The following is an 18,639-nucleotide window of genomic DNA, read 5'->3' as shown; positions in this document are numbered from 1 at the left end:
CGGCAGCGCTGGCCAGCGCCCGCCGGGGCCGAGCGTCAGACGGTCGGGACCGGCGTGACCACGTAGGGCTCGAGCTCGGCGACCTGCCGCCGGAAGACGCGCACCCGCAGGCGTGTGCCGTCCTCGACGTAGTCGACGGACTCGACCGAGCCGGTGTCGTGCAGCGACGACACCAGGTCGCCGCGGTCGTACGGCACCACGATCGTCAGGTCGACGTCGGGCTCGGGCAGGCGGTCCTCGATGACGCTGAGGAGCTCCGGGATGCCCTCACCGGTGCGCGCCGACACGAACACCGCGTCCGGCACGAGTCCGATGAGCACCAGACGCTGCGCGTCGTCGATCAGGTCGGCCTTGTTGAAGACGACGATCTCCGGGATGTCACCCGCACCGACGTCGCCGATGACCTCGCGCACGGTGGACAGCTGCGCCCCGGGGTCGGGGTGCGAGCCGTCGACCACGTGCACGATGACGTCGGCGTCGCCGACCTCTTCGAGGGTGGAGCGGAAGGCCTCGACGAGCTGGTGCGGCAGGTTGCGCACGAAGCCGACCGTGTCGACGAACGTGAACTCCCGGCCCTTGGCGCTCTCGGTCCGACGGACGGTGGCGTCCAGCGTCGCGAACAGCTGGTTCTGCACGAGCACACCCGCGCTCGTGAGCCGGTTCAACAGCGACGACTTGCCGGCGTTGGTGTAGCCCGCAATCGCGACGCTCGGCACCTCGTTGCGGTTGCGCTCGGCACGCTTGGCCTCACGGGCCGGGGTGAACCCGGCGATCTGCCGGCGGAGCTTCGCCATCCGCGTGTGGATCTTGCGGCGGTCGAGCTCCATCTTCGTCTCGCCGGGGCCACGAGACCCCATGCCAGCACCGCCGGAGACCTGGCCACCGGCCTGCCGGGACATCGAGTCACCCCAACCGCGCAGTCGCGGCAGCAGGTACTGCAGCTGGGCGAGTTCGACCTGCGCCTTGCCCTCGCGGGTCTTCGCGTGCTGGCTGAAGATGTCGAGGATCACGGCCGTGCGGTCGATGACCTTCACCTTCACGACGTCCTCGAGCGCACGACGCTGCGAGGGTGCGAGTTCGGTGTCGGCGATGACCGTGTCGGCGCCGGTGGCCTTGACGACCATCGCGAGCTCCTGGGCTTTGCCCTTGCCCAGGTAGGTTGCCGGGTCCGGGTTCGGCCGACGCTGCAGGAGCCCGTCGAGCACCACGGCGCCCGCGGTCTCGGCGAGTGCCGCGAGCTCGCGGAGGGAGTTCTCGGCGTCCGAGGCGTCGCCCTGGGGGTACACGCCGATGAGGACGACCTGCTCGAGCCGCAGCTGGCGGTACTCGACCTCGGTGACGTCCTCGAGTTCGGTGGAGAGGCCGGCGACACGGCGCAGCGCCGCACGGTCCTCACGGTCGTACTGGTCGCCGTCGCCGGTCCAGCTGCGGTCGTCGACCGACTGCGTCTGGATGGCCTGAGCGGGTGCGAAGATGGACGATGCTGCGCGGTGGTCTGCGTTGCGCAACACCCTCTCGACGACACCGTCTGCGCTGTCGTCGTTGGTCTGGTGGTTCTGCTGATGGGTATCCGTCATCCTGTGCACAGGCTACCTCCGCAGGCCCTCCGACACACTCGGTTGCCGGTACGGTTCATCCATGGCGAACGACCACTACTTCTCGGCCACCCCCGAGAGCGAACTCCGGCCGCGCCAGGTGCACGTCACGCTCGCCGGTCAGCCCCTCACCCTGTCGACCGCGGCTGGGGTCTTCAGCCCCGACGGCATCGACCGCGGCACGAAGGTCCTGCTCGGTTCGGTGCCGGCACCGGCTGCCGACGGTGCCCTGCTCGACATCGGCTGCGGCTGGGGCCCGATCGCGATCACCATGGCCCTGCAGTCCCCCGACGCCCACGTGTGGGGCGTCGACGTCAACGAGCGCGTGCTCGGGCTCGCGCGCGCCAACGCGGCTGCTGCCGGGGCGTCGAACGTCACGATCGCCCTGCCCGACGACGTGCCGGCCGACCTGCGCTTCCGCACGATCTGGTCGAACCCGCCGATCCGTGTCGGCAAGGACGAGCTGCACCAGATCCTGCTGACGTGGCTGCCCCGGCTCGAGGTCGGGGGCGACGCCTGGCTCGTCGTGTCGAAGGACCTCGGGGGCGACTCGCTGCAGAAGTGGCTCGTCGGTGCGCTCGGCGAGGGGTTCGCGGTCACCCGCGAGTCGACGGCCAAGGGCTTCCGCGTCATGCGGGTGCGCCGCAGCGCGTAGCGCGCCGCAGCGCGTAGCGCGCCGCAGCGCGTAGCGCGCGAGCGCGCAGCGCGAGCGCGCACATCGTGAGCAGAAATGGTCGGGTCGCCGCTGGGCACCCGACCATTTCTGCTCACGAAGCGCAGCGGGGCGAAGCGCGCCGCGCCCCGGGGGCGAAACGGGGCGAAGCGCCCCGCGCCGCGCGCCCACGCCCGCGTCAGACCGTCAGGTCGCCCGAGAACACGAGTTCGGCGGGCCCGGACAGCGACACGTGCTCGCCGTCCTCGGTCGCCGTCATCCGCACCGTCAGCAGCCCGCCCGGCACTCGCACGCGCCAGGTGTCCGGTGCCCCCGCACCGACCCAGTACCGCGTGGCGAGGGCTGCCGCGACGGCCCCGGTGCCGCACGAGAGCGTCTCACCGCTCCCCCGCTCGTGCACCCGCATCGTGATCTCGCCGACGCCGTCCTTGATGAGGGGGTCGCCGGGCAGCACGAACTCGACGTTCGCACCGTGCTCCGGTGCCGGGTCGAGCACCGGCAGGAAGGTCAGGTCGAGGTCGGCCAGTTCGTCCTCGGTCTCGACGGCGACGACCACGTGCGGGTTGCCCACGTCGATGCCGATGCCGGGCCGCGCCCCGTCGAGGTTCTTGGCCCGCACGAGCACGTCGTCGGAACCACCGCCTTCGATGCCCAGGCCCCAGCGGCCGAGGTCGGCGGCGAACCCGTTCGTGGTGCGCTGGATGTCGACCAGCCCCTTGCGGCTGCCGACGGTGAGCGTCTCGCCGGGAGCGAGCTCGACCAGGCCGGATTCGGTCAGGTACCGGGCGAACACGCGGATGCCGTTGCCGCACATCTCCGCGACCGTGCCGTCGGCGTTGTGGTAGTCCATGAACCACGTGGCCTCGGGCTCGACGGCCACGAGCGCACGCCCCTCGGGGATGGCCTCGGACCGAACCGCCCGGATCACGCCGTCGCCGCCCACGCCGAAGCGTCGGTCCGCGATGGCGCGGATCCGCTCGGGGGTCAGGTCGACGGTGGCGTCGGGGTCGGCGAACAGGACGAAGTCGTTGCCGGTCCCCTGGCCCTTGGTGAAGTGCAGCTCGGTCACGGCACGATCCTACGGGCCAGTTCCGACAGGTCGCCGCGGTCCGCCCCTGTGACGTCGAGCGTCTCGGCCTCGGCGTACCGGCGGAACCACGACACCTGCCGCCGGGCGTACTTCCGGGTCGCGATGCCGGTCGCCTCGACCGCCTGCTCCCGGGTCGACGTGCCGGCGAGCACCTCGAGCGCCTGCGAGTACCCGATGGCGCCCCGCGCAGTCCTGCCCTGCTCGAGTCCCTGCTCGCGGAGCGCCGCGACCTCGTCGACGAGTCCGGCCTCGAACATCCGCGCGGCCCGCTCGTGCAGCGCCGACACGAGCTGCTCGCGGTCACGCCGCAGGTGCAGGATCCGAGATGGTCGCCAGGCGCGGGGCGCGGCCGGGAGGCTCGGGGTCACGACCTCGGATCGGCTCGCGATCTCGAGTGCACGGATCAACCGCCGTGGGTTGCGTGCGTCGATCGTCGCGGCGGCCGCCGGGTCGAGGGCGCGGAGTCGCTCGAGCAGGATGCCCGGGCCGAGCTCCTCGTGCTCGCGCTCGAGTTGCGCACGGAGCGCGGGGTCGGTACCCGGGAACGCCAGGTCGAACAGCACCGCGGAGACGTAGAGGCCGCTGCCGCCGACGAGGACGGCCACGCCGCCGTCGGCCTGGATCCGGTCGACGTCGGCCCGGGCGGCGACCTGGTACGCGGCGACGCTCGCCTCGTCGGTGACGTCGAGCACGTCGAGCTCGTGGTGCGGGATGCCGCGCCGTTCGGCCGGCGGGAGCTTCGCGGTACCGATGTCCATGCCCCGGTACAGCTGCATGGCGTCCGCGTTGATGATCTCCGCGGGGCGGCCGGCAGCACGTAGCCGCTCCGCGATCGCGATGCCGAGGTCGGACTTCCCGGTGCCCGTCGCCCCGACCACCGCGATCAGGTCGGCAGTGGCAGCCGCAGTGGCACCGGCACCGGCACCGGCGGGCGGCAGGTCAGCGTCCGACACGGAGCGTGGGCAGCCCGAGCGAGACCGGACGGGGCCCGTCGCCGGCGGCGGCAGCGGGCGTGGGCACGCCGCAGCTCTCGGCCTGCGCGCGGTCCCAGGCGTCACCGGCCCGGGTGCGTCGGATGCGCAGCGGAGCGTCGTCGTCGGCGAGCAGGAAGTGCGGTGCAGCGCGGGTGATGTCCACGGTGACCACGTCGCCAGGGCGCGGGACCTCGGACCCGGAGGGCACGGTGAAGTGCACGAGCCGGGAGTCCTCCGCGCGACCGGAGAGCCGGCGGGTGGCGTCGTCCTTGCGGCCCTCACCGGAGGCGACGAGCACCTCGACACTCCGGCCGACCTGCAGCGCGTTCTCTTCCGCGGTGATGCGTTCCTGCAGGGCGACGAGTCGCTCGTAGCGCTCCTGCACGATGTGCTTCGGCAGCTGGTCGTCCATCGTCGCCGCCGGCGTGCCCGGGCGGATCGAGTACTGGAACGTGAACGCCGAGGCGAACCGCGCCTGCTCGACGACGCGCAGGGTGTCCTCGAAGTCGGCGTCGGTCTCACCGGGGAACCCGACGATGATGTCGGTGGAGATCGCCGCGTTCGGGATCTTCGCGCGGACGCGGTCGAGGATGCCGAGGAACCGCTCGCTGCGGTAGCTCCGGCGCATCGCCTTGAGCACCCGGTCGGAACCGGACTGCAGCGGCATGTGCAGCTGGGGCATCACGTTCGGGGTCTCGGCCATCGCGTCGATGACGTCGTCGGTGAAGGCCGCCGGGTGCGGGCTCGTGAAGCGGACGCGCTCGAGCCCCTCGATGGTGCCGGTGGCCCGCAGCAGCTTGCCGAACGCCTGTCGGTCGCCGAACTCGACCCCGTAGGAGTTCACGTTCTGCCCGAGCAGCGTGACCTCGATCGCGCCGTCGTCGACGAGCGCCTGGATCTCGGCCAGGACATCACCGGGTCGGCGGTCCTTCTCCTTGCCGCGGAGCGAGGGGACGATGCAGAACGTGCAGGTGTTGTTGCAGCCGACCGAGATCGAGACCCACCCGCTGTGCGTCGAGTCGCGCTTGGTGGGCAGCGTCGACGGGAAGACGTCGAGTGCCTCGAGGATCTCGATCTGCGCCTCGTCGTTGTGCCGTGCGCGTTCGAGCAGGGTCGGCAGGGACCCCATGTTGTGCGTGCCGAAGACGACGTCGACCCACGGCGCCTTCTCGAGGATGACGTTCTTGTCCTTCTGGGCCAGACACCCACCGACGGCGATCTGCATGCCGGGGTGCTCGCGCTTGATCCCCGCGAGCTGCCCGAGGTTGCCGTAGAGACGGTTGTCCGCGTTCTCGCGCACCGCGCAGGTGTTGATGACGACGACGTCGGCCTGCGCACCGTCCGCCGCGGTGTAGCCCGCCGCCTGCAACGACCCGCTCAACCGCTCGGAGTCGTGCACGTTCATCTGGCACCCGTAGGTGCGGACTTCGTAGGTGCGGGGGCGCGCTTCGACGGTGGCCATGGTCGTTCCAGTGTAGGTCGGAGCGACTACTCGAACCGGACGGTCCCGCGGCCGGGTTGCGGTCGCTTCCCGCCGCCGTCGAGGGCACGTGCCACAGCGATCCGGACGACTCCGGAGCTGTAGCCCTTGCGCATCAGGAAGCCGGACAGCCGGCGTTCTGCCGTGGCCCGGTCGAGCCCGCGCATCTGCGGTGCCCGCTTGTCGGCGAGTTCCTGCGCACGGAGGAACTCGTCGTCCTCGTCGTCGGCGGCTTCGTCGAGCGCGGTGTCGATCGCCACCTGGTCGATGCCCCGGCGACGGAGCTCCGTCACGACACCCTGTCGACCGAGACCCTTGCGGGCGTGCAGTCGGTCCACCAGGTCGATGGCGAGGGCGACGTCGTCGAGGAGCCCGACACGGGTCAACCGTTCGATCTCGTGCTCGACCACGTCGGGGTCGAGGTCCTGCTGCAGCAGCAGGGTCCGCATCTCGGACTCGCTCACGCCCTTGCGGCCGAGCGCGCGCAGGCTGATCCGTTCGGCATCCGCCCGCTGTTCATCGAGCGGACGCGGTGCGTCGGCCGGGTCGATCTCCTCACCGCCGGCGATGGAGAACACCGACGCGGTGGTGGCATCAGCAGTCTCGGCGTCGTAGCCGTCCTGCTCCGCACGGATCGAGCGCCCGCTGCCGTCGCCGATCACGGGCGACACCCACGCTGCCGGCCCCCGGGCACCGTGCAGGGGCACCGGCGAATCGGCGTCGAACGATGCGGGGAACGCGTCCGCCCGGCCTTCGTCGGACTCGGGCAGGGCCCAGCCGTCGGAGTCGCGCGGTTCGTCCGGTGACACCGGAGGCTCGGGGATGGCGGGCATCACCGGCGTGACAGGAGCGCGACGACGCGACCTCGCACCGAACAGGTCGGTGACCGGTGCGAGGCCGTCGTCGTCGTGGTCGGTGCTCACGCGCCCTTGCGCTCCGCGAGCTTCGGCGCGATCGACTCGACCGGGGCATCTTCGGCCTTGGCGCCGCCGACGCCGAGCTTGGCGAGGATCTTGCCTTCGATGTCGGCAGCGATCTCGGGGTTCTGGATGAGGAAGGAACGCGAGTTCTCCTTGCCCTGCCCGAGCTGGTCGCCGTCGTAGGTGTACCAGGCACCCGACTTCTTGACGATGCCGTGGTCGACACCGAAGTCGAGCAGCGAGCCTTCGCGCGAGATGCCGACGCCGTACAGGATGTCGAACTCGGCCTGCTTGAAGGGCGGCGCCATCTTGTTCTTGACGACCTTGACGCGTGTGCGGTTGCCCACCGCGTCGGTGCCGCTCTTGAGCGTCTCGATGCGACGGATGTCGAGGCGGACGGACGCGTAGAACTTCAGCGCCTTACCACCCGAGGTGGTCTCGGGCGAACCGAAGAACACCCCGATCTTCTCGCGCAGCTGGTTGATGAAGATCATCGTGGTCTGCGTCTGGTTCAGGCCACCGGCGAGCTTTCGCAGGGCCTGGGACATGAGGCGGGCCTGCAGACCGACGTGCGAGTCGCCCATCTCGCCCTCGATCTCGGCACGGGGCACGAGGGCCGCGACGGAGTCGATGACGATGAGGTCGATGGAGCCGGAGCGGACCAGCATGTCCGCGATCTCGAGCGCCTGCTCGGCGGTGTCGGGCTGCGACACGAGCAGGGCGTCGATGTCGACACCGAGCTTCTTGGCGTACTCGGGGTCGAGCGCGTGCTCGGCGTCGATGAAGGCCGCGATGCCACCGGCGCGCTGGGCGTTGGCGATGGCGTGGATGGTGAGGGTCGTCTTACCCGACGACTCCGGGCCGTAGATCTCGACGATGCGGCCACGGGGCAGGCCACCGATGCCGAGCGCGACGTCCAGCGCCACCGACCCGGTCTGGATGACGTTGACGGGGGCGCGTTCGTCCGAACCGAGGCGCATGATCGCACCCTTGCCGAACTGCCTGTCGATCTGTGCGAGTGCGGTCTCGAGGGCCTTCTCGCGGTCTGCCGGTGATGGCATGGGGTGCTCCTTCGTGCTCGTGTTCGGCCGCCTGTAGGCTGTCGCGTCCACGCCGGCCGATGGTGCAAGGCCGATGGTTCTGCGACAAGGCTTCGGGCTGTTCCCGATGTCCATCAACCTATGGCGAGCCACCGACATCACTGCCGACGGTCACGCGATCTGTGGATGGAACACCCGGGCGACGCCGCTGTGGAGGAAGCTACCACCGATCGAACACGCGTTCGAGCAACACGCCGAACACAGTTTCGGATGATCGGCCCCGCGGAACCGGCTCAGTCCTGGGGTTCGGCCAGGCCCTTGCCGTGCCGACGGTCCATCGGGACGTCCTGCGAGTCACACAGCGCGTCCCACACCCGGCGGGCGTCGACACCGGCGGCGAGGGCGTCCACGGCGGAGCGACCGCCGAGCCCTTCGAGCACGACGTCACGGGTGACCACGGAACCGTAGGCCTCACCGAACACCTGGTCGACGGCTCGCCAGAACTCACTCACGCGCATCCGACCAGCCTAGGCGCGTGGTCGCGGGCCGGAACGCAGAACGCCCCCGCCGGGAAGGACCGGCGAGGGCGTTCGGTGCGATGCGCTCAGCGCACCGCGAGGTCGTTGTCGAACTCGGCGACGAGGTCGTCCGGGAGCGTGTCGGGGACGGGGGTCAGCCCCTCGACGATCGCGAGGCGGTCGCCCACTTCGCGCATGATGGTCGAGATGGGCGTGTCCAGAGCATCCGCGACGGACGCGAGGATCTCCGAGCTGGCTTCCTTCTGCCCGCGCTCGACCTCACTGAGGTACCCGAGCGCGACACTGGCCTTGGACGCGACCTGACGGAGGGTCCGGCCCTTCTGCAAGCGGAAGTCCCGGAGCACATCGCCGATTTCCTGACGAACGAGAACCATGAGAACTCCTCCTCTCTGTCGTCTCCGCGCCCGCTCGGTCCGGTGGATCGAGTTCGGGTTCAGCAACAATAGCGTTGCCGGTTGCAGCATGTTAGCCAGGCTGGCTGCCGTACTGCTGGAGATTTCGTGAGATGTAACCCAGTGGAAACGGGACCTATTCCCGGCCCCGGACCTCGGACGACATCCGTGCAAGGAGTTCGGAGACGGTGGCGTGCCGGATTGCTCCCCGGTCACCGTCGAGGTGCAGCTCGAAGGCCTCTGCCCCCGCGGCGGAGGCGATCCCCAGGTACACGGTGCCGACGGGCTCGCCGTCCTGCGGATCCGGGCCGGCGACGCCGGTCGTGCTGATCCCCCACGTCGCGGGTTCCCCGTCGACGGACAGCGCGATCCGGACACCGGCGGCCATCTGCCGGGCGACCTCGGGGTGCACGGCACCCTCGGCCTCGAGCAGTTCCGCCGAGACCCCGAGCACCGAGTGCTTCACGGGCGTCGCGTAGGCCACGACGCCACCGCGGACGACGGCGCTCGCGCCCGGCACGTCGACGAGGGTCGCGACCACGAGGCCGCCGGTCAGCGACTCCGCCACGGCGAGGGTCTCGCCCCGCGCCGTCAGTTCGGCGATGAGTCCCGGTGCGACCGGGACGGGAGGCGCGGCCTGCGTCGAGCGCTCGGGTCCGGTCATGCGGTGGTGCGGTTGTGCTTCCATGCCTGCCAGAGGTAGTCGATCCCGCTCAGGATCGTTGCCAGGAACGCGGCCGTCATCAGGATGCCGTTGACCCAGTGCGCCCAGTCGCCGACCAGGTTCCACCACGGGAACAGCGCCGCCGTCAGGGCGACGGCCTGCAGCACGGTCTTGATCTTGCCGCCGCGGCTCGCCGGGATCACCCGGTCGGAGAGCACCGCGAACCGGAAGACCGTGATGCCGATCTCGCGCACCATGATGAGCACGGTCACGTACCAGGGCAGCTCGGCCAGGATCGACAGCGCGACGAGCGCACCACCGATGAGCACCTTGTCGGCGATCGGGTCCACGAGCTTGCCGAAGTCCGTGACCAGGTTCTGCCGACGGGCGATGATGCCGTCGGCGCTGTCCGTGACGATCGCCACGACGAAGACGACCGCGGCCCAGATGCGCAGGGGTCCGTCGTTGCCGGCGTCGGCGAGCAGCAGGACGAAGAACAGCGGCGCCATCAGGATGCGCACCACCGTGATGATGTTCGCGACGTTCGCGGTCGACGCCGGGCCGGGGCCCTTGCGCAGCAGCCGCCCGCGCCACGGGAACCGTGCGCCGTGCGTGGTGTTCGTGCTGTCCGAGGCGGTCATCGCCGTCACTCCCTGCCCGTCAGTCCCCACGCGTCCTCATCGGGCTCGTCGTGGACTTCATCGTACCCGCGGGTCATGTCCCCGACGGGGTCTGCTCCGTAGCGGTCACTGTCGCCGGACGGCGTCGGGGCCGGCGCTGCCGGAGCGGCCGCGGCGGGCGGCTCCTCGCCGCGGAGCTTCGCGAGCACCGCGGGCAGCTGGTCGGCGGTCACCAGGACGTCGCGGGCCTTCGAACCCTCGGACGGCCCGACGATGTCGCGCGACTCCATCAGGTCCATCAGGCGACCGGCCTTGGCGAAGCCGACGCGGAGCTTCCGCTGCAGCATCGACGTCGAACCGAACTGGGTCGACACGACCTGCTCGACGGCCGCGAGCAGCAGTTCGAGGTCGTCGCCGATGTCGGCGTCGATCTCCTTGCGCTCGACCACGGCCTGGACGTCCTGGCGGTACTCGGGCTGCGCCTGCCGCGTGACGTGCTGGACGACCTCGGCGACCTCGCCCTCCTGCACCCAGGCACCCTGCACGCGGAGCGACTTGGACGAGCCCATCGGCAGGAAGAGCGCGTCGCCCTGACCGATGAGCTTGTCGGCGCCGGGCTGGTCGAGGATGACGCGGGAGTCCGTGACGCTCGTCACCGCGAAGGCGATGCGCGACGGCACGTTCGCCTTGATCAGGCCGGTGATGACGTCGACCGAGGGGCGCTGCGTCGCGAGCACCAGGTGGATGCCGGCGGCACGGGCGAGCTGGGTGATGCGGACGATCGACTCCTCGACGTCACGCGGCGCCACGAGCATGAGGTCAGCGAGCTCGTCGACGACGACGAGCAGGTACGGGTACGGCTTGAGCTTCCGCTCGCTGCCCGCCGGCAGGACGATCTCGTTGTTCTCGATCGCCTTGTTGAAGTCGTCGACGTGGCGGAACCCGAACGACGCCAGGTCGTCGTACCGCATGTCCATCTCCTTCACGACCCACTGCAGCGCTTCGGCCGCCTTCTTCGGGTTCGTGATGATGGGTGTGATGAGGTGCGGGACACCGGCGTAGATCGACAGTTCGACGCGCTTCGGGTCGACCAGGACCATGCGGACCTCGGAGGGCTTCGCACGCATCAGCAGCGACGTGATCATCGAGTTGATGAACACCGACTTGCCGGAACCGGTGGAGCCGGCGACGAGCAGGTGCGGCATCTTCGCCAGGTTCGCGACGACGAAGCCGCCCTCGACGTCCTTGCCGACGCCGATCGTCATTGGGTGCTTCGACTTGCGGGCGGCGTTCGAGCGCAGCACGTCACCGAGCGAGACGATCTCGCGGTCGGTGTTCGGGATCTCGACACCGATGGCACTCTTGCCCGGGATCGGCGACAGGATGCGGACCTCGTTCGAGGCGACCGCGTACGACAGGTTCTTCGACAGGGCCGTGACGCGCTCGACCTTGACGCCGGGGCCGAGCTCGATCTCGTACCGGGTCACCGTCGGCCCGCGGGAGAACCCGGTGACCTTCGCGTCGACCTTGAACTCGGTGAGCACCCCGGTGATGGCGGCGACGATGTCGTCGTTCGCCTGGCTCCGCGCCACCGAGGGGGTTCCGGAGCTCAGCGTCGTGGCGGCGGGCAGTCGGTAGGGCTTCGACGGATCGTCGTCGGAACCGGCGGCGGCCGCGCTCAGCTCGGCGGCGGCGTCGATGTCCTCGGGCTCGTCGACGATCTCGGGCTCGGACAGCACCTCGGGCACCGCGGGACGGATGTCGGCCGTCGGCTCCGGCCGCGCGGGGACGTCGGTGCCGAACGCGCGGAGCGCCTGCTCGGCGTCCTGCAGGTCCTGCTCGACGGAGTCGTTGAGGTTGACGGACGCGGGCTCGACCGGCGTGAGGTCGACGAGCCCGGCGGCGGCACCGGCGTTCGGGCTCACGGCGGGGGCAGCGGGCACGACGGGCGCAGCTGGTGCGACGGCAGCGGCAGCCGGGGCGACCCCGGTGGCCGGCGGCAGCACCGGACTGTCGTACGCCGGGTCCTCTTCGCGCCCGGACTTGTTCCGGCGCCACCACGGCACGTTGTCGCCACCGGCTTCGGCGTCGGCAGCGGCCTGCTCGTCACCGAACCCGAGGTCGTCGAACAGCTGGAAGTCGGCGTCGCCCTTCTTGCCGCGCTTCGACGTGCGGGCGCGGGCGGCGGGCTCCGCCGCAGCGGCGGCATCGACCTCGGGCTCGGCTGCGGGGGCCGGGGCGCCGAACAAGTAGGCGTAGAGCTCGTGCAGGCGTCGCCCGAGCTTGTTCGGCGGCGTCTTGGTGATGATGAAGAGCGAGAGCACGAGCAGCACGATCGCCACCGGGACCGCCACCCAGGCGGTCGCGATCGTGACGAGCCAGCCGATGACCACCCAGCCCAGCACCCCACCGGCGGCGGCCAGCGCGGGCATGCCGTCGGCCGCGCTCGGTCGGCCACCGAAGACGTGGCAGAGCGAGGCGATGGACACGATCAGGATGCCCAGGCCGATGCCGATCCGGGTGTTGTCGTGCACCGAGGCCGGGTGCCGGAACAGCCACCCGGCGAACACGATCATGATGACGGGCAGGGCGAACGCCAGGCGGCCGAACAGCCCACCGAACGTGTACGCATCGAGTGCGACGGAGACGCTGTTGGTCGGGTTGAGCCACTCGACGACCCCGCCGGCGATGGCCAGCAGGAACAGCAGGAACGGGAACCCGTCGCGCCGCTGGTCCTTCTCGAGGGTCTCCTTGCCGAGCAGCCGGAACATCGCGCCGACGCCGTGCGCCATCGCGAGCCAGAAGGTCACGAGCGGGTTCTGCTCGCGGAACACCGGCGTGGGCGCAGCCTGCGGCAGCTTCTTCGTCGTGGCCTGGGTGCGCGACGAACCGCGCGTCCCGTTGCCACGGGACGACGTGGACGCGCGCGAGCGCGTGGTCGACTTGGTGCCTCCGGCCATGGGCAGAACCCTAACGCCCGCTCAGGACAAACGCAGGAAGGCCCGCCGCAGCGTCCGTGACGGACGCTGGACGGGCCTCCAGAGCGGGGACGGACGCTACGCCTCGATGACCACCGGGACGATCATCGGACGACGACGGTGCTTCGTGTTCACCCAGCGACCGACCGTGCGACGGACGACCTGCGCGAAGGCGTGCGAGTCGCGCGTGCCGTTCGCAGCAGCCTCGGAGATCGCCTTGGCGATCTGCGGGCGGACGTCGTCGAACACCGAGTCGTCCTCGGCGAAGCCACGCGACTGGATCTCCGGGCCGATCACGCACTGCCCGGTGGTGAAGTCCACCGCGCAGAAGATCGAGATGAAGCCCTCTTCCGCCAGGACGCGGCGGTCCTTCAGGTCGGCGTCGGTGATCTCGCCGACGGTGGAGCCATCGACGTAGACGTAGCCGATGTCGAGCTGGCCGGCGACCGTCGCGACGCCGTCCTTCAGGTCGACGACGATGCCGTCCTGCCCGAGGATCACGTTGCGCGGCGGGACACCCGTCTGGATCGCCAGGTCGGCGTTCGCGTACAGGTGGCGGTGCTCGCCGTGGACGGGGAGCACGTTGCGCGGCCGCAGGATGTTGTAGCAGTAGAGCAGCTCGCCGGCGGAGGCGTGTCCGGAGACGTGCACCTTCGCGTTGCCCTTGTGCACGACCTTCGCACCGAGCTTGGTCAGCCCGTCGATGACGCGGTACACGGCGTTCTCGTTGCCCGGGATGAGCGACGACGCGAGGATGACGGTGTCGCCCTCGCCGATCTCGATCTGGTGCTCGAGGTTCGCCATGCGGGCCAGGACGGCCATCGGCTCACCCTGCGACCCGGTCGACATGTAGACGATCTGGTCGTCGGGGACGTTCTTCGCCTTCTTCGTGTCGATGAGCACGTTCTCCGGCACCCGCAGGTACCCGAGGTCTGCGGCGATCGTCATGTTGCGGATCATCGAGCGCCCCATGAACGCGACCTTGCGGTTCGCGGCCGCGGCGGCGTCGAGGACCTGCTGCACGCGGTGCACGTGCGACGAGAAGCTCGCCACGACGACCTTCTTGCGGGCGCGCATGATGATGTTCTCGAGCACCGGGCCGATGTCGCGCTCCGGAGCGGTGAAGCCCGGCACGTCGGCGTTCGTGGAGTCCGGCAGGAACAGGTCCACGCCGGCCTCGCCCAGACGGGCGAACGCACGGAGGTCGGTGATGCGGTCGTCCAGCGGGAGCTGGTCCATCTTGAAGTCACCCGTGTGCAGCACACGACCGGCGGGGGTCGTGATCGCGACGGCGAGGGCGTCCGGGATGGAGTGGTTCACGGCGACGAACTCGAGGTGGAACGGGCCGATCTGCTCGGTCTGGTCCTCGGCCACGACGAGCGTGTACGGCTTGATCCGGTGTTCCTTGAGCTTCGCCTCGACCAGCGCGAGGGTCAGCGTGGAGCCGATCAGCGGGATGTCGTCGCGGAGCTTGAGCAGGTACGGGACGGCGCCGATGTGGTCTTCGTGGCCGTGCGTGAGCACGACACCGAGGACGTCGTCGAGGCGGTCACGGATCGGCGAGAAGTCCGGCAGGATCAGGTCGACACCGGGCTGGTGCTCCTCGGGGAACAGCACGCCGGCGTCGACGATGAGCAGCTTGCCCTCGTACTCGTAGACGGTCATGTTGCGACCGATCTCGCCGAGGCCCCCGATGGGGACGACGCGGAGGGTGCCGGCTTCGAGCGGCTGCGGTTCGGAGATCTGTGTGGGCATTCGGTCCTACGGATTCGGGCGACGCGCGTGCTGCGCGCCGCGGTGTTCGCTAGCGGGTGGTGCCTGGCACCTTCGGTAGTGCACCGCCGGCCGCCGCGTTGCGGTCGGGGCGGAAGTTCGAGAAGTCGGCGCCGGGCACGTCGCGCACGGCTTCGAGGGAGGTCTCGATGGCGTACGCCTCGGAGTCCTCGGGGCCGACGAGCGGCAGTCGGACGCGCGGGCTGCCGATGCGGCCGAGCCCGTGCAGGATGTACTTCGCGGCCACGGTACCCGGAACGTGCGTCATCACGGCGCGGACGAGCGGCTCGAGTCGCTTGTGCTCGGCCGTCGCGGTGGCCAGGTCGCCCCGGTTCACGGCGTCGACGATGGTGCGGTACGGCGCGCTCGTGATGTTCGCGGTCACGCCGATCAGGCCGGTGGCGCCGATCGACAGGTGCGGGAGCACGTTCGTGTCGTCGCCGGAGAAGTACATGAGGTCGGTGTTGTTCAGCACCCGCGAGACCTCGGCGAAGTCGCCCTTGGCGTCCTTCACGGCGAGGATGTTCGGGTGCTTCGACGCACGCAGGATCGTGTCGTACGTGATCGGGATGCCGGTGCGGCCCGGGATGTCGTACAGGATCACCGGCAGGTCGGTGGCGTCCGCGATCATCCGGAAGTGGGTGAGGACACCCGATTGCGTCGGCTTGTTGTAGTACGGCGTGACGATCATCACGCCGTCCGCGCCGGCCTTCTCGCTCTGCTTGTACAGGTGGATCGCGTGCGCGGTCTCGTTCGAGCCACCGCCCGTGATGATCTTCGCGCGGCCGGCGGCGACGGACTTGCCGACCTCGACCAGACGGAGCTTCTCCGGGTCGGTCAGCGTCGACGTCTCGCCGGTCGTGCCGGTGACGACGATGCCGTCGGCGCCGGCGGTGATGCAGTCGTCGATGTGCTGCTCGACGCCGGGCCAGTCGACCTCGCCGTCGGCCGTGAACGGGGTCACGAGGGCGACGAGGACCTGACCGAAGGGATTCTCACGCGGGGACACGGGCACCAGCGTACCGGGGATGCGCGCGAGGACCGCCGTCCGTGTGGACGGTGGACCGCCTGCGGCGCGGCCGGGAGGCCCGGATCACGTCCGTCCCGCCGGTCACGCCCGCCGACACCGGGCACTCAGGCGCGGCGCTGCCACTCCAGGAACCGGTAGCGGGTGCCCGTGCGGGACTCCTGCCAGGGGCCCTCGTCGGCGAGCGTCCAGCCGGCAGCCTCGCCGAGCGTGGGTGCGACGGTGTCCCCCGCCACGTCGACGTCGATCAGGGTCTCGGAGACGTGGTCGGCCGCGTCGAGTGCGGCGTCGTACACCTGGCCGCCGCCGATGACCCAGACGGTCTCGTCGGTGTCGAGGGCGGCCTGCAGGTCGTGCACGACCTCGGCGCCGTCGGCCGTCCACGTCGCGTCACGCGTGAGCACGACGTTGCGGCGACCGGGCAGCGGCCGGAAGCGCTCGGGCAGGGACTCCCAGGTGCGTCGGCCCATCAGCACGGTCGCGTCGCCGGTGACCTGCTTGAAGTGCGCCAGGTCCTCGGGCACGTGCCAGGGCATGCCGCCGTCGGCACCGATGACACCGGTGGTCGAGCGGGCCCAGACCATGCCGATCATCAGACAGCGACCGCGGCCTTGATCGCCGGGTGGTGCTCGTAGCCGACGACGGTGAAGTCCTCGTACTCGTAGTCGTCGATCGAGTCGCGCGGTGCGAGTTCGAGCGTCGGCATCGGGTACGCCGTGCGGGACAGCTGCTCCTCGACCTGTTCGACGTGGTTGTCGTAGATGTGGCAGTCGCCGCCGGTCCAGACGAAGTCGCCGACCTCGAGCCCGGTCTGCGCCGCGATCATGTGGGTCAGCAGCGCGTACGAGGCGATGTTGAACGGGACGCCGAGGAACATGTCGGCGCTCCGCTGGTAGAGCTGGCACGAGAGCTTGCCGTCGTTCACGTAGAACTGGAAGAACGCGTGGCACGGGGCGAGCGCCATGTCCGGCACGTCGGCGACGTTCCACGCCGAGACGATGAGCCGGCGGCTGTCCGGGTTGGTCGTGATCTGCTCGATGACCTGGGCGATCTGGTCGACGTGCTCACCCGAGGGGGTGGGCCACGAGCGCCACTGCACGCCGTACACCGGGCCGAGGTCGCCGTCGGCGTCCGCCCACTCGTTCCAGATCCGGACACCGTGCTCCTGCAGCCAGGTCGCGTTGCCCTCGCCGCGCAGGAACCAGAGGAGCTCGTACGCGACCGACTTGAAGTGCACGCGCTTCGTGCTGACGAGGGGGAACCCCTTCGACAGGTCGTAGCGGAGCTGCGCGCCGAACAGGCTGCGGGTGCCGGTGCCGGTGCGGTCGCCCTTCGGCGAACCCTCGGTCAGGACCCGGCGGAGCAGGTCTTCGTAGGGGGTCGGGACGGAGGCGTCGGGCTGTACGGTCTCGCTGTCGGTCACACACAGAAGCCTACGTCGGTGTGAGTAGCGTTGCGGGCATGCCCGACACGACGGAACAACCGCTCTCGATCCTGGTGGCCGGCTCGTCCGGGTTCATCGGAACGCCCCTCGTCCGCGCCCTGCGCGAGGCGGGGCACCACGTCACCACGCTCGTCCGCCGCGAAGCGCGCACCGCGACCGAGTTCCGCTGGGCGCCGGGGCGGCGTCCGCTCGACCCGGCGATCCTCGACGGCGCCGACGTGGTGATCAACCTGGCCGGTGCGAACATCGGCAAGCTGCCGTGGACGGACGCCTACCGCAGGGAGATCCGCAGCTCGCGCATCGACGCCACCGACACCCTGGTCGAGGCGATGCGGCACGCCGCCACTCCCCCGGCCCTGTTCCTGTCGGGCTCGGCCTCGGGCGTGTACGGCGACCGCCCGGCCGACGTGCTGCAGGACGACGCCGCCCCGGGCACGGGCTTCCTCGCCGACGTCTGCACCGCGTGGGAAGCCGCCGCGAACGCCGCTCCCGCCGGGGTCCGCGTCGTCACGCTCCGTACCGGCATCGTCATCGGCAAGGGCGGCGGTGCACTCGCGCCGCTCGTCCCGCTGACCAAGCTCGGCGTCGGCAGCCGACTGGGCACCGGTGGCCAGCACTGGCCCTGGATCGCGCTCGAGGACGAGGTGGGCGCGATCGTGCACCTGGCGACCGCGGCCCCGGACGTCTCCGGCCCGGTGAACCTGGCGGGCCCCGAGCCCGTCGTCGCCGACCGCATCACGAAACACGTCGCCGAGGTCCTGCACCGCCCGTACCTGTTCCGGATCCCCGAGTTCGCCCTGCGCCTGGCGCTGCGGGACGCCGCCGACGACATGCTCCTGTCGAGCCAGCGGATGGTCCCGACGAAGCTGCTCGACTCCGGCTACACGTTCCGGTACACGCAGGCGGCGGACGCCATCGACGCCGTCTTCTGATCCGCCTCCGGCCCGGGGGTCAGCGATCGGCGGCGCGCGCCAGGGCGGTGCGCATCGCCGATCGTGCGCGCTTGCGGTCACCGGCGGCGTCGTAGACCACGCCGAGCCGGTACCAGGCACGCCAGTCGGCCGGGTCCCGCTCGACCGCGTCGCGGTACCGCGGGAACAGCTCGTCGGCGGCGTCGCGGATCGGCCGGCCCGACGGCCGCACCGGGACGACGTCGTCCGGGGTGCCGCCCTCGGCCTCGAGCCGTGCTCCGAGCCGGGTGATGCGGATGCCGAAGCGGAACTCGAGCACGAGCAGGAGCGCCCCGATCGCGGCGACGACGAACAGCGCCACGCCGATGCCGATGCCGATCGGGATCCCGGTGGCGATGAAGGCGACGGCGCGCTGCCCGACGAGCACGATGTACAGGGCGAGCAGCACCGCCATCAGCGCCGCACCCCAGAACGGCGAGCGGATCGTGCGTCCGGCCCGCTCCATCCGACCCACGGCGG

18 protein-coding genes are annotated in these 18,639 nt (G+C 70.5%); 2 read left to right on the top strand and 16 right to left on the bottom strand.

Annotated elements, in window-relative coordinates; genetic code table 11:
- Nucleotides 1-35: 35 nt before the first annotated feature.
- On the bottom strand, nt 36-1,577 hold the full coding sequence (gene hflX / locus BR70_RS0102445) for a GTPase HflX (protein ID WP_027464772.1): 1,542 nt from the start codon (nt 1,575-1,577) through the stop codon (nt 36-38).
- 61 nt (nt 1,578-1,638) lie between these two features.
- Between hflX and BR70_RS0102440 the strand changes: the two genes are divergently transcribed.
- Nucleotides 1,639-2,250 carry a class I SAM-dependent methyltransferase gene (locus BR70_RS0102440; protein WP_027464771.1) on the top strand — a complete coding sequence of 204 codons (612 nt, stop codon included), beginning with the start codon at nt 1,639-1,641 and terminating at the stop codon, nt 2,248-2,250.
- Nucleotides 2,251-2,446: 196 nt separating this feature from the next.
- On the opposite strand, the gene dapF is transcribed toward BR70_RS0102440, so the two are convergent.
- From dapF to BR70_RS0102370, 14 genes are all read right to left on the bottom strand, one after another.
- Nucleotides 2,447-3,337 carry a diaminopimelate epimerase gene (dapF, locus tag BR70_RS0102435; RefSeq protein WP_027464770.1) on the bottom strand — a complete coding sequence of 297 codons (891 nt, stop codon included), beginning with the start codon at nt 3,335-3,337 and terminating at the stop codon, nt 2,447-2,449.
- A complete protein-coding gene (gene miaA / locus BR70_RS0102430) occupies nt 3,334-4,311 on the bottom strand; it encodes a tRNA (adenosine(37)-N6)-dimethylallyltransferase MiaA (RefSeq protein ID WP_027464769.1) in 978 nt (325 codons plus the stop codon). The genes dapF and miaA overlap by 4 nt, the downstream gene beginning before the upstream one ends.
- Nucleotides 4,298-5,794, bottom strand: a complete 1,497-nt coding sequence (gene miaB, locus BR70_RS0102425) for a tRNA (N6-isopentenyl adenosine(37)-C2)-methylthiotransferase MiaB (RefSeq protein WP_027464768.1) — start codon at nt 5,792-5,794, stop codon at nt 4,298-4,300. The genes miaA and miaB overlap by 14 nt, the downstream gene beginning before the upstream one ends.
- 26 nt (nt 5,795-5,820) lie before the next feature.
- Nucleotides 5,821-6,735: a regulatory protein RecX gene (locus BR70_RS22030; protein WP_051596538.1), complete on the bottom strand. Its 915-nt coding sequence runs from the start codon at nt 6,733-6,735 to the stop codon at nt 5,821-5,823.
- A complete protein-coding gene (recA, locus tag BR70_RS0102415; RefSeq protein ID WP_027464767.1) occupies nt 6,732-7,793 on the bottom strand; it encodes a recombinase RecA in 1,062 nt (353 codons plus the stop codon). Before recA ends, BR70_RS22030 begins: the two co-directional genes overlap by 4 nt.
- A 272-nt stretch (nt 7,794-8,065) precedes the next feature.
- A complete protein-coding gene (locus BR70_RS0102410) occupies nt 8,066-8,290 on the bottom strand; it encodes a DUF3046 domain-containing protein (protein WP_027464766.1) in 225 nt (74 codons plus the stop codon).
- Nucleotides 8,291-8,376: 86 nt separating this feature from the next.
- Nucleotides 8,377-8,685, bottom strand: a complete 309-nt coding sequence (locus BR70_RS0102405) for a helix-turn-helix domain-containing protein (protein ID WP_027464765.1) — start codon at nt 8,683-8,685, stop codon at nt 8,377-8,379.
- 154 nt (nt 8,686-8,839) lie between these two features.
- Nucleotides 8,840-9,367 carry a CinA family protein gene (locus BR70_RS0102400; RefSeq protein ID WP_027464764.1) on the bottom strand — a complete coding sequence of 176 codons (528 nt, stop codon included), beginning with the start codon at nt 9,365-9,367 and terminating at the stop codon, nt 8,840-8,842.
- On the bottom strand, nt 9,364-10,008 hold the full coding sequence (gene pgsA / locus BR70_RS0102395) for a CDP-diacylglycerol--glycerol-3-phosphate 3-phosphatidyltransferase (RefSeq protein ID WP_035807862.1): 645 nt from the start codon (nt 10,006-10,008) through the stop codon (nt 9,364-9,366). Before pgsA ends, BR70_RS0102400 begins: the two co-directional genes overlap by 4 nt.
- 5 nt (nt 10,009-10,013) lie before the next feature.
- Entirely contained in the window at nt 10,014-12,947 is a 2,934-nt protein-coding gene (locus BR70_RS0102390) for an FtsK/SpoIIIE family DNA translocase (protein ID WP_035807691.1), read from the bottom strand.
- Nucleotides 12,948-13,043: 96 nt separating this feature from the next.
- Complete coding sequence (locus BR70_RS0102385; RefSeq protein WP_027464761.1) at nt 13,044-14,720, bottom strand: ribonuclease J; 1,677 nt, start codon at nt 14,718-14,720, stop codon at nt 13,044-13,046.
- Nucleotides 14,721-14,769: 49 nt separating this feature from the next.
- Nucleotides 14,770-15,747, bottom strand: coding sequence for a 4-hydroxy-tetrahydrodipicolinate synthase (gene dapA / locus BR70_RS0102380; RefSeq protein WP_017885921.1), 978 nt, complete (start codon nt 15,745-15,747; stop codon nt 14,770-14,772).
- Between the two features lie 125 nt (nt 15,748-15,872).
- Complete coding sequence (locus BR70_RS0102375) at nt 15,873-16,358, bottom strand: dihydrofolate reductase (RefSeq protein ID WP_035807690.1); 486 nt, start codon at nt 16,356-16,358, stop codon at nt 15,873-15,875.
- Nucleotides 16,358-17,188: a thymidylate synthase gene (locus BR70_RS0102370; RefSeq protein ID WP_035807687.1), complete on the bottom strand. Its 831-nt coding sequence runs from the start codon at nt 17,186-17,188 to the stop codon at nt 16,358-16,360. Before BR70_RS0102370 ends, BR70_RS0102375 begins: the two co-directional genes overlap by 1 nt.
- Nucleotides 17,189-17,226: 38 nt before the next feature.
- Between BR70_RS0102370 and BR70_RS0102365 the strand changes: the two genes are divergently transcribed.
- Nucleotides 17,227-18,141, top strand: a complete 915-nt coding sequence (locus BR70_RS0102365; RefSeq protein ID WP_027464759.1) for a TIGR01777 family oxidoreductase — start codon at nt 17,227-17,229, stop codon at nt 18,139-18,141.
- Nucleotides 18,142-18,160: 19 nt separating this feature from the next.
- Here BR70_RS0102365 and BR70_RS0102360 read toward each other — a convergent pair whose 3' ends face one another.
- Nucleotides 18,161-18,625 carry a tetratricopeptide repeat protein gene (locus BR70_RS0102360; RefSeq protein WP_051596537.1) on the bottom strand — a complete coding sequence of 155 codons (465 nt, stop codon included), beginning with the start codon at nt 18,623-18,625 and terminating at the stop codon, nt 18,161-18,163.
- Nucleotides 18,626-18,639 lie beyond the last annotated feature (14 nt).

This window comes from Curtobacterium sp. UNCCL17 (assembly GCF_000686685.1).
Lineage (GTDB): Bacteria > Actinomycetota > Actinomycetes > Actinomycetales > Microbacteriaceae > Curtobacterium > Curtobacterium flaccumfaciens.
The sequence above is the reverse complement of the archived record's forward strand: the minus strand, read 5'-3'. Positions and strand labels throughout refer to the sequence as shown.

Coding starts and splice junctions, on each gene's coding strand:
- BR70_RS0102375 (WP_035807690.1), bottom strand. CDS start 16,358: ATGATCGGCATGGTCTGGGCCCGCTCGACCACCGGTGTCATCGGTGCC.
- BR70_RS0102385 (WP_027464761.1), bottom strand. CDS start 14,720: ATGCCCACACAGATCTCCGAACCGCAGCCGCTCGAAGCCGGCACCCTC.
- BR70_RS0102440 (WP_027464771.1), top strand. CDS start 1,639: ATGGCGAACGACCACTACTTCTCGGCCACCCCCGAGAGCGAACTCCGG.
- miaB (WP_027464768.1), bottom strand. CDS start 5,794: ATGGCCACCGTCGAAGCGCGCCCCCGCACCTACGAAGTCCGCACCTAC.
- hflX (WP_027464772.1), bottom strand. CDS start 1,577: ATGACGGATACCCATCAGCAGAACCACCAGACCAACGACGACAGCGCA.
- recA (WP_027464767.1), bottom strand. CDS start 7,793: ATGCCATCACCGGCAGACCGCGAGAAGGCCCTCGAGACCGCACTCGCA.
- BR70_RS0102390 (WP_035807691.1), bottom strand. CDS start 12,947: ATGGCCGGAGGCACCAAGTCGACCACGCGCTCGCGCGCGTCCACGTCG.
- pgsA (WP_035807862.1), bottom strand. CDS start 10,008: ATGACCGCCTCGGACAGCACGAACACCACGCACGGCGCACGGTTCCCG.
- BR70_RS0102405 (WP_027464765.1), bottom strand. CDS start 8,685: ATGGTTCTCGTTCGTCAGGAAATCGGCGATGTGCTCCGGGACTTCCGC.
- BR70_RS0102410 (WP_027464766.1), bottom strand. CDS start 8,290: ATGCGCGTGAGTGAGTTCTGGCGAGCCGTCGACCAGGTGTTCGGTGAG.
- BR70_RS0102400 (WP_027464764.1), bottom strand. CDS start 9,367: ATGACCGGACCCGAGCGCTCGACGCAGGCCGCGCCTCCCGTCCCGGTC.
- BR70_RS0102365 (WP_027464759.1), top strand. CDS start 17,227: ATGCCCGACACGACGGAACAACCGCTCTCGATCCTGGTGGCCGGCTCG.
- BR70_RS0102360 (WP_051596537.1), bottom strand. CDS start 18,625: ATGGAGCGGGCCGGACGCACGATCCGCTCGCCGTTCTGGGGTGCGGCG.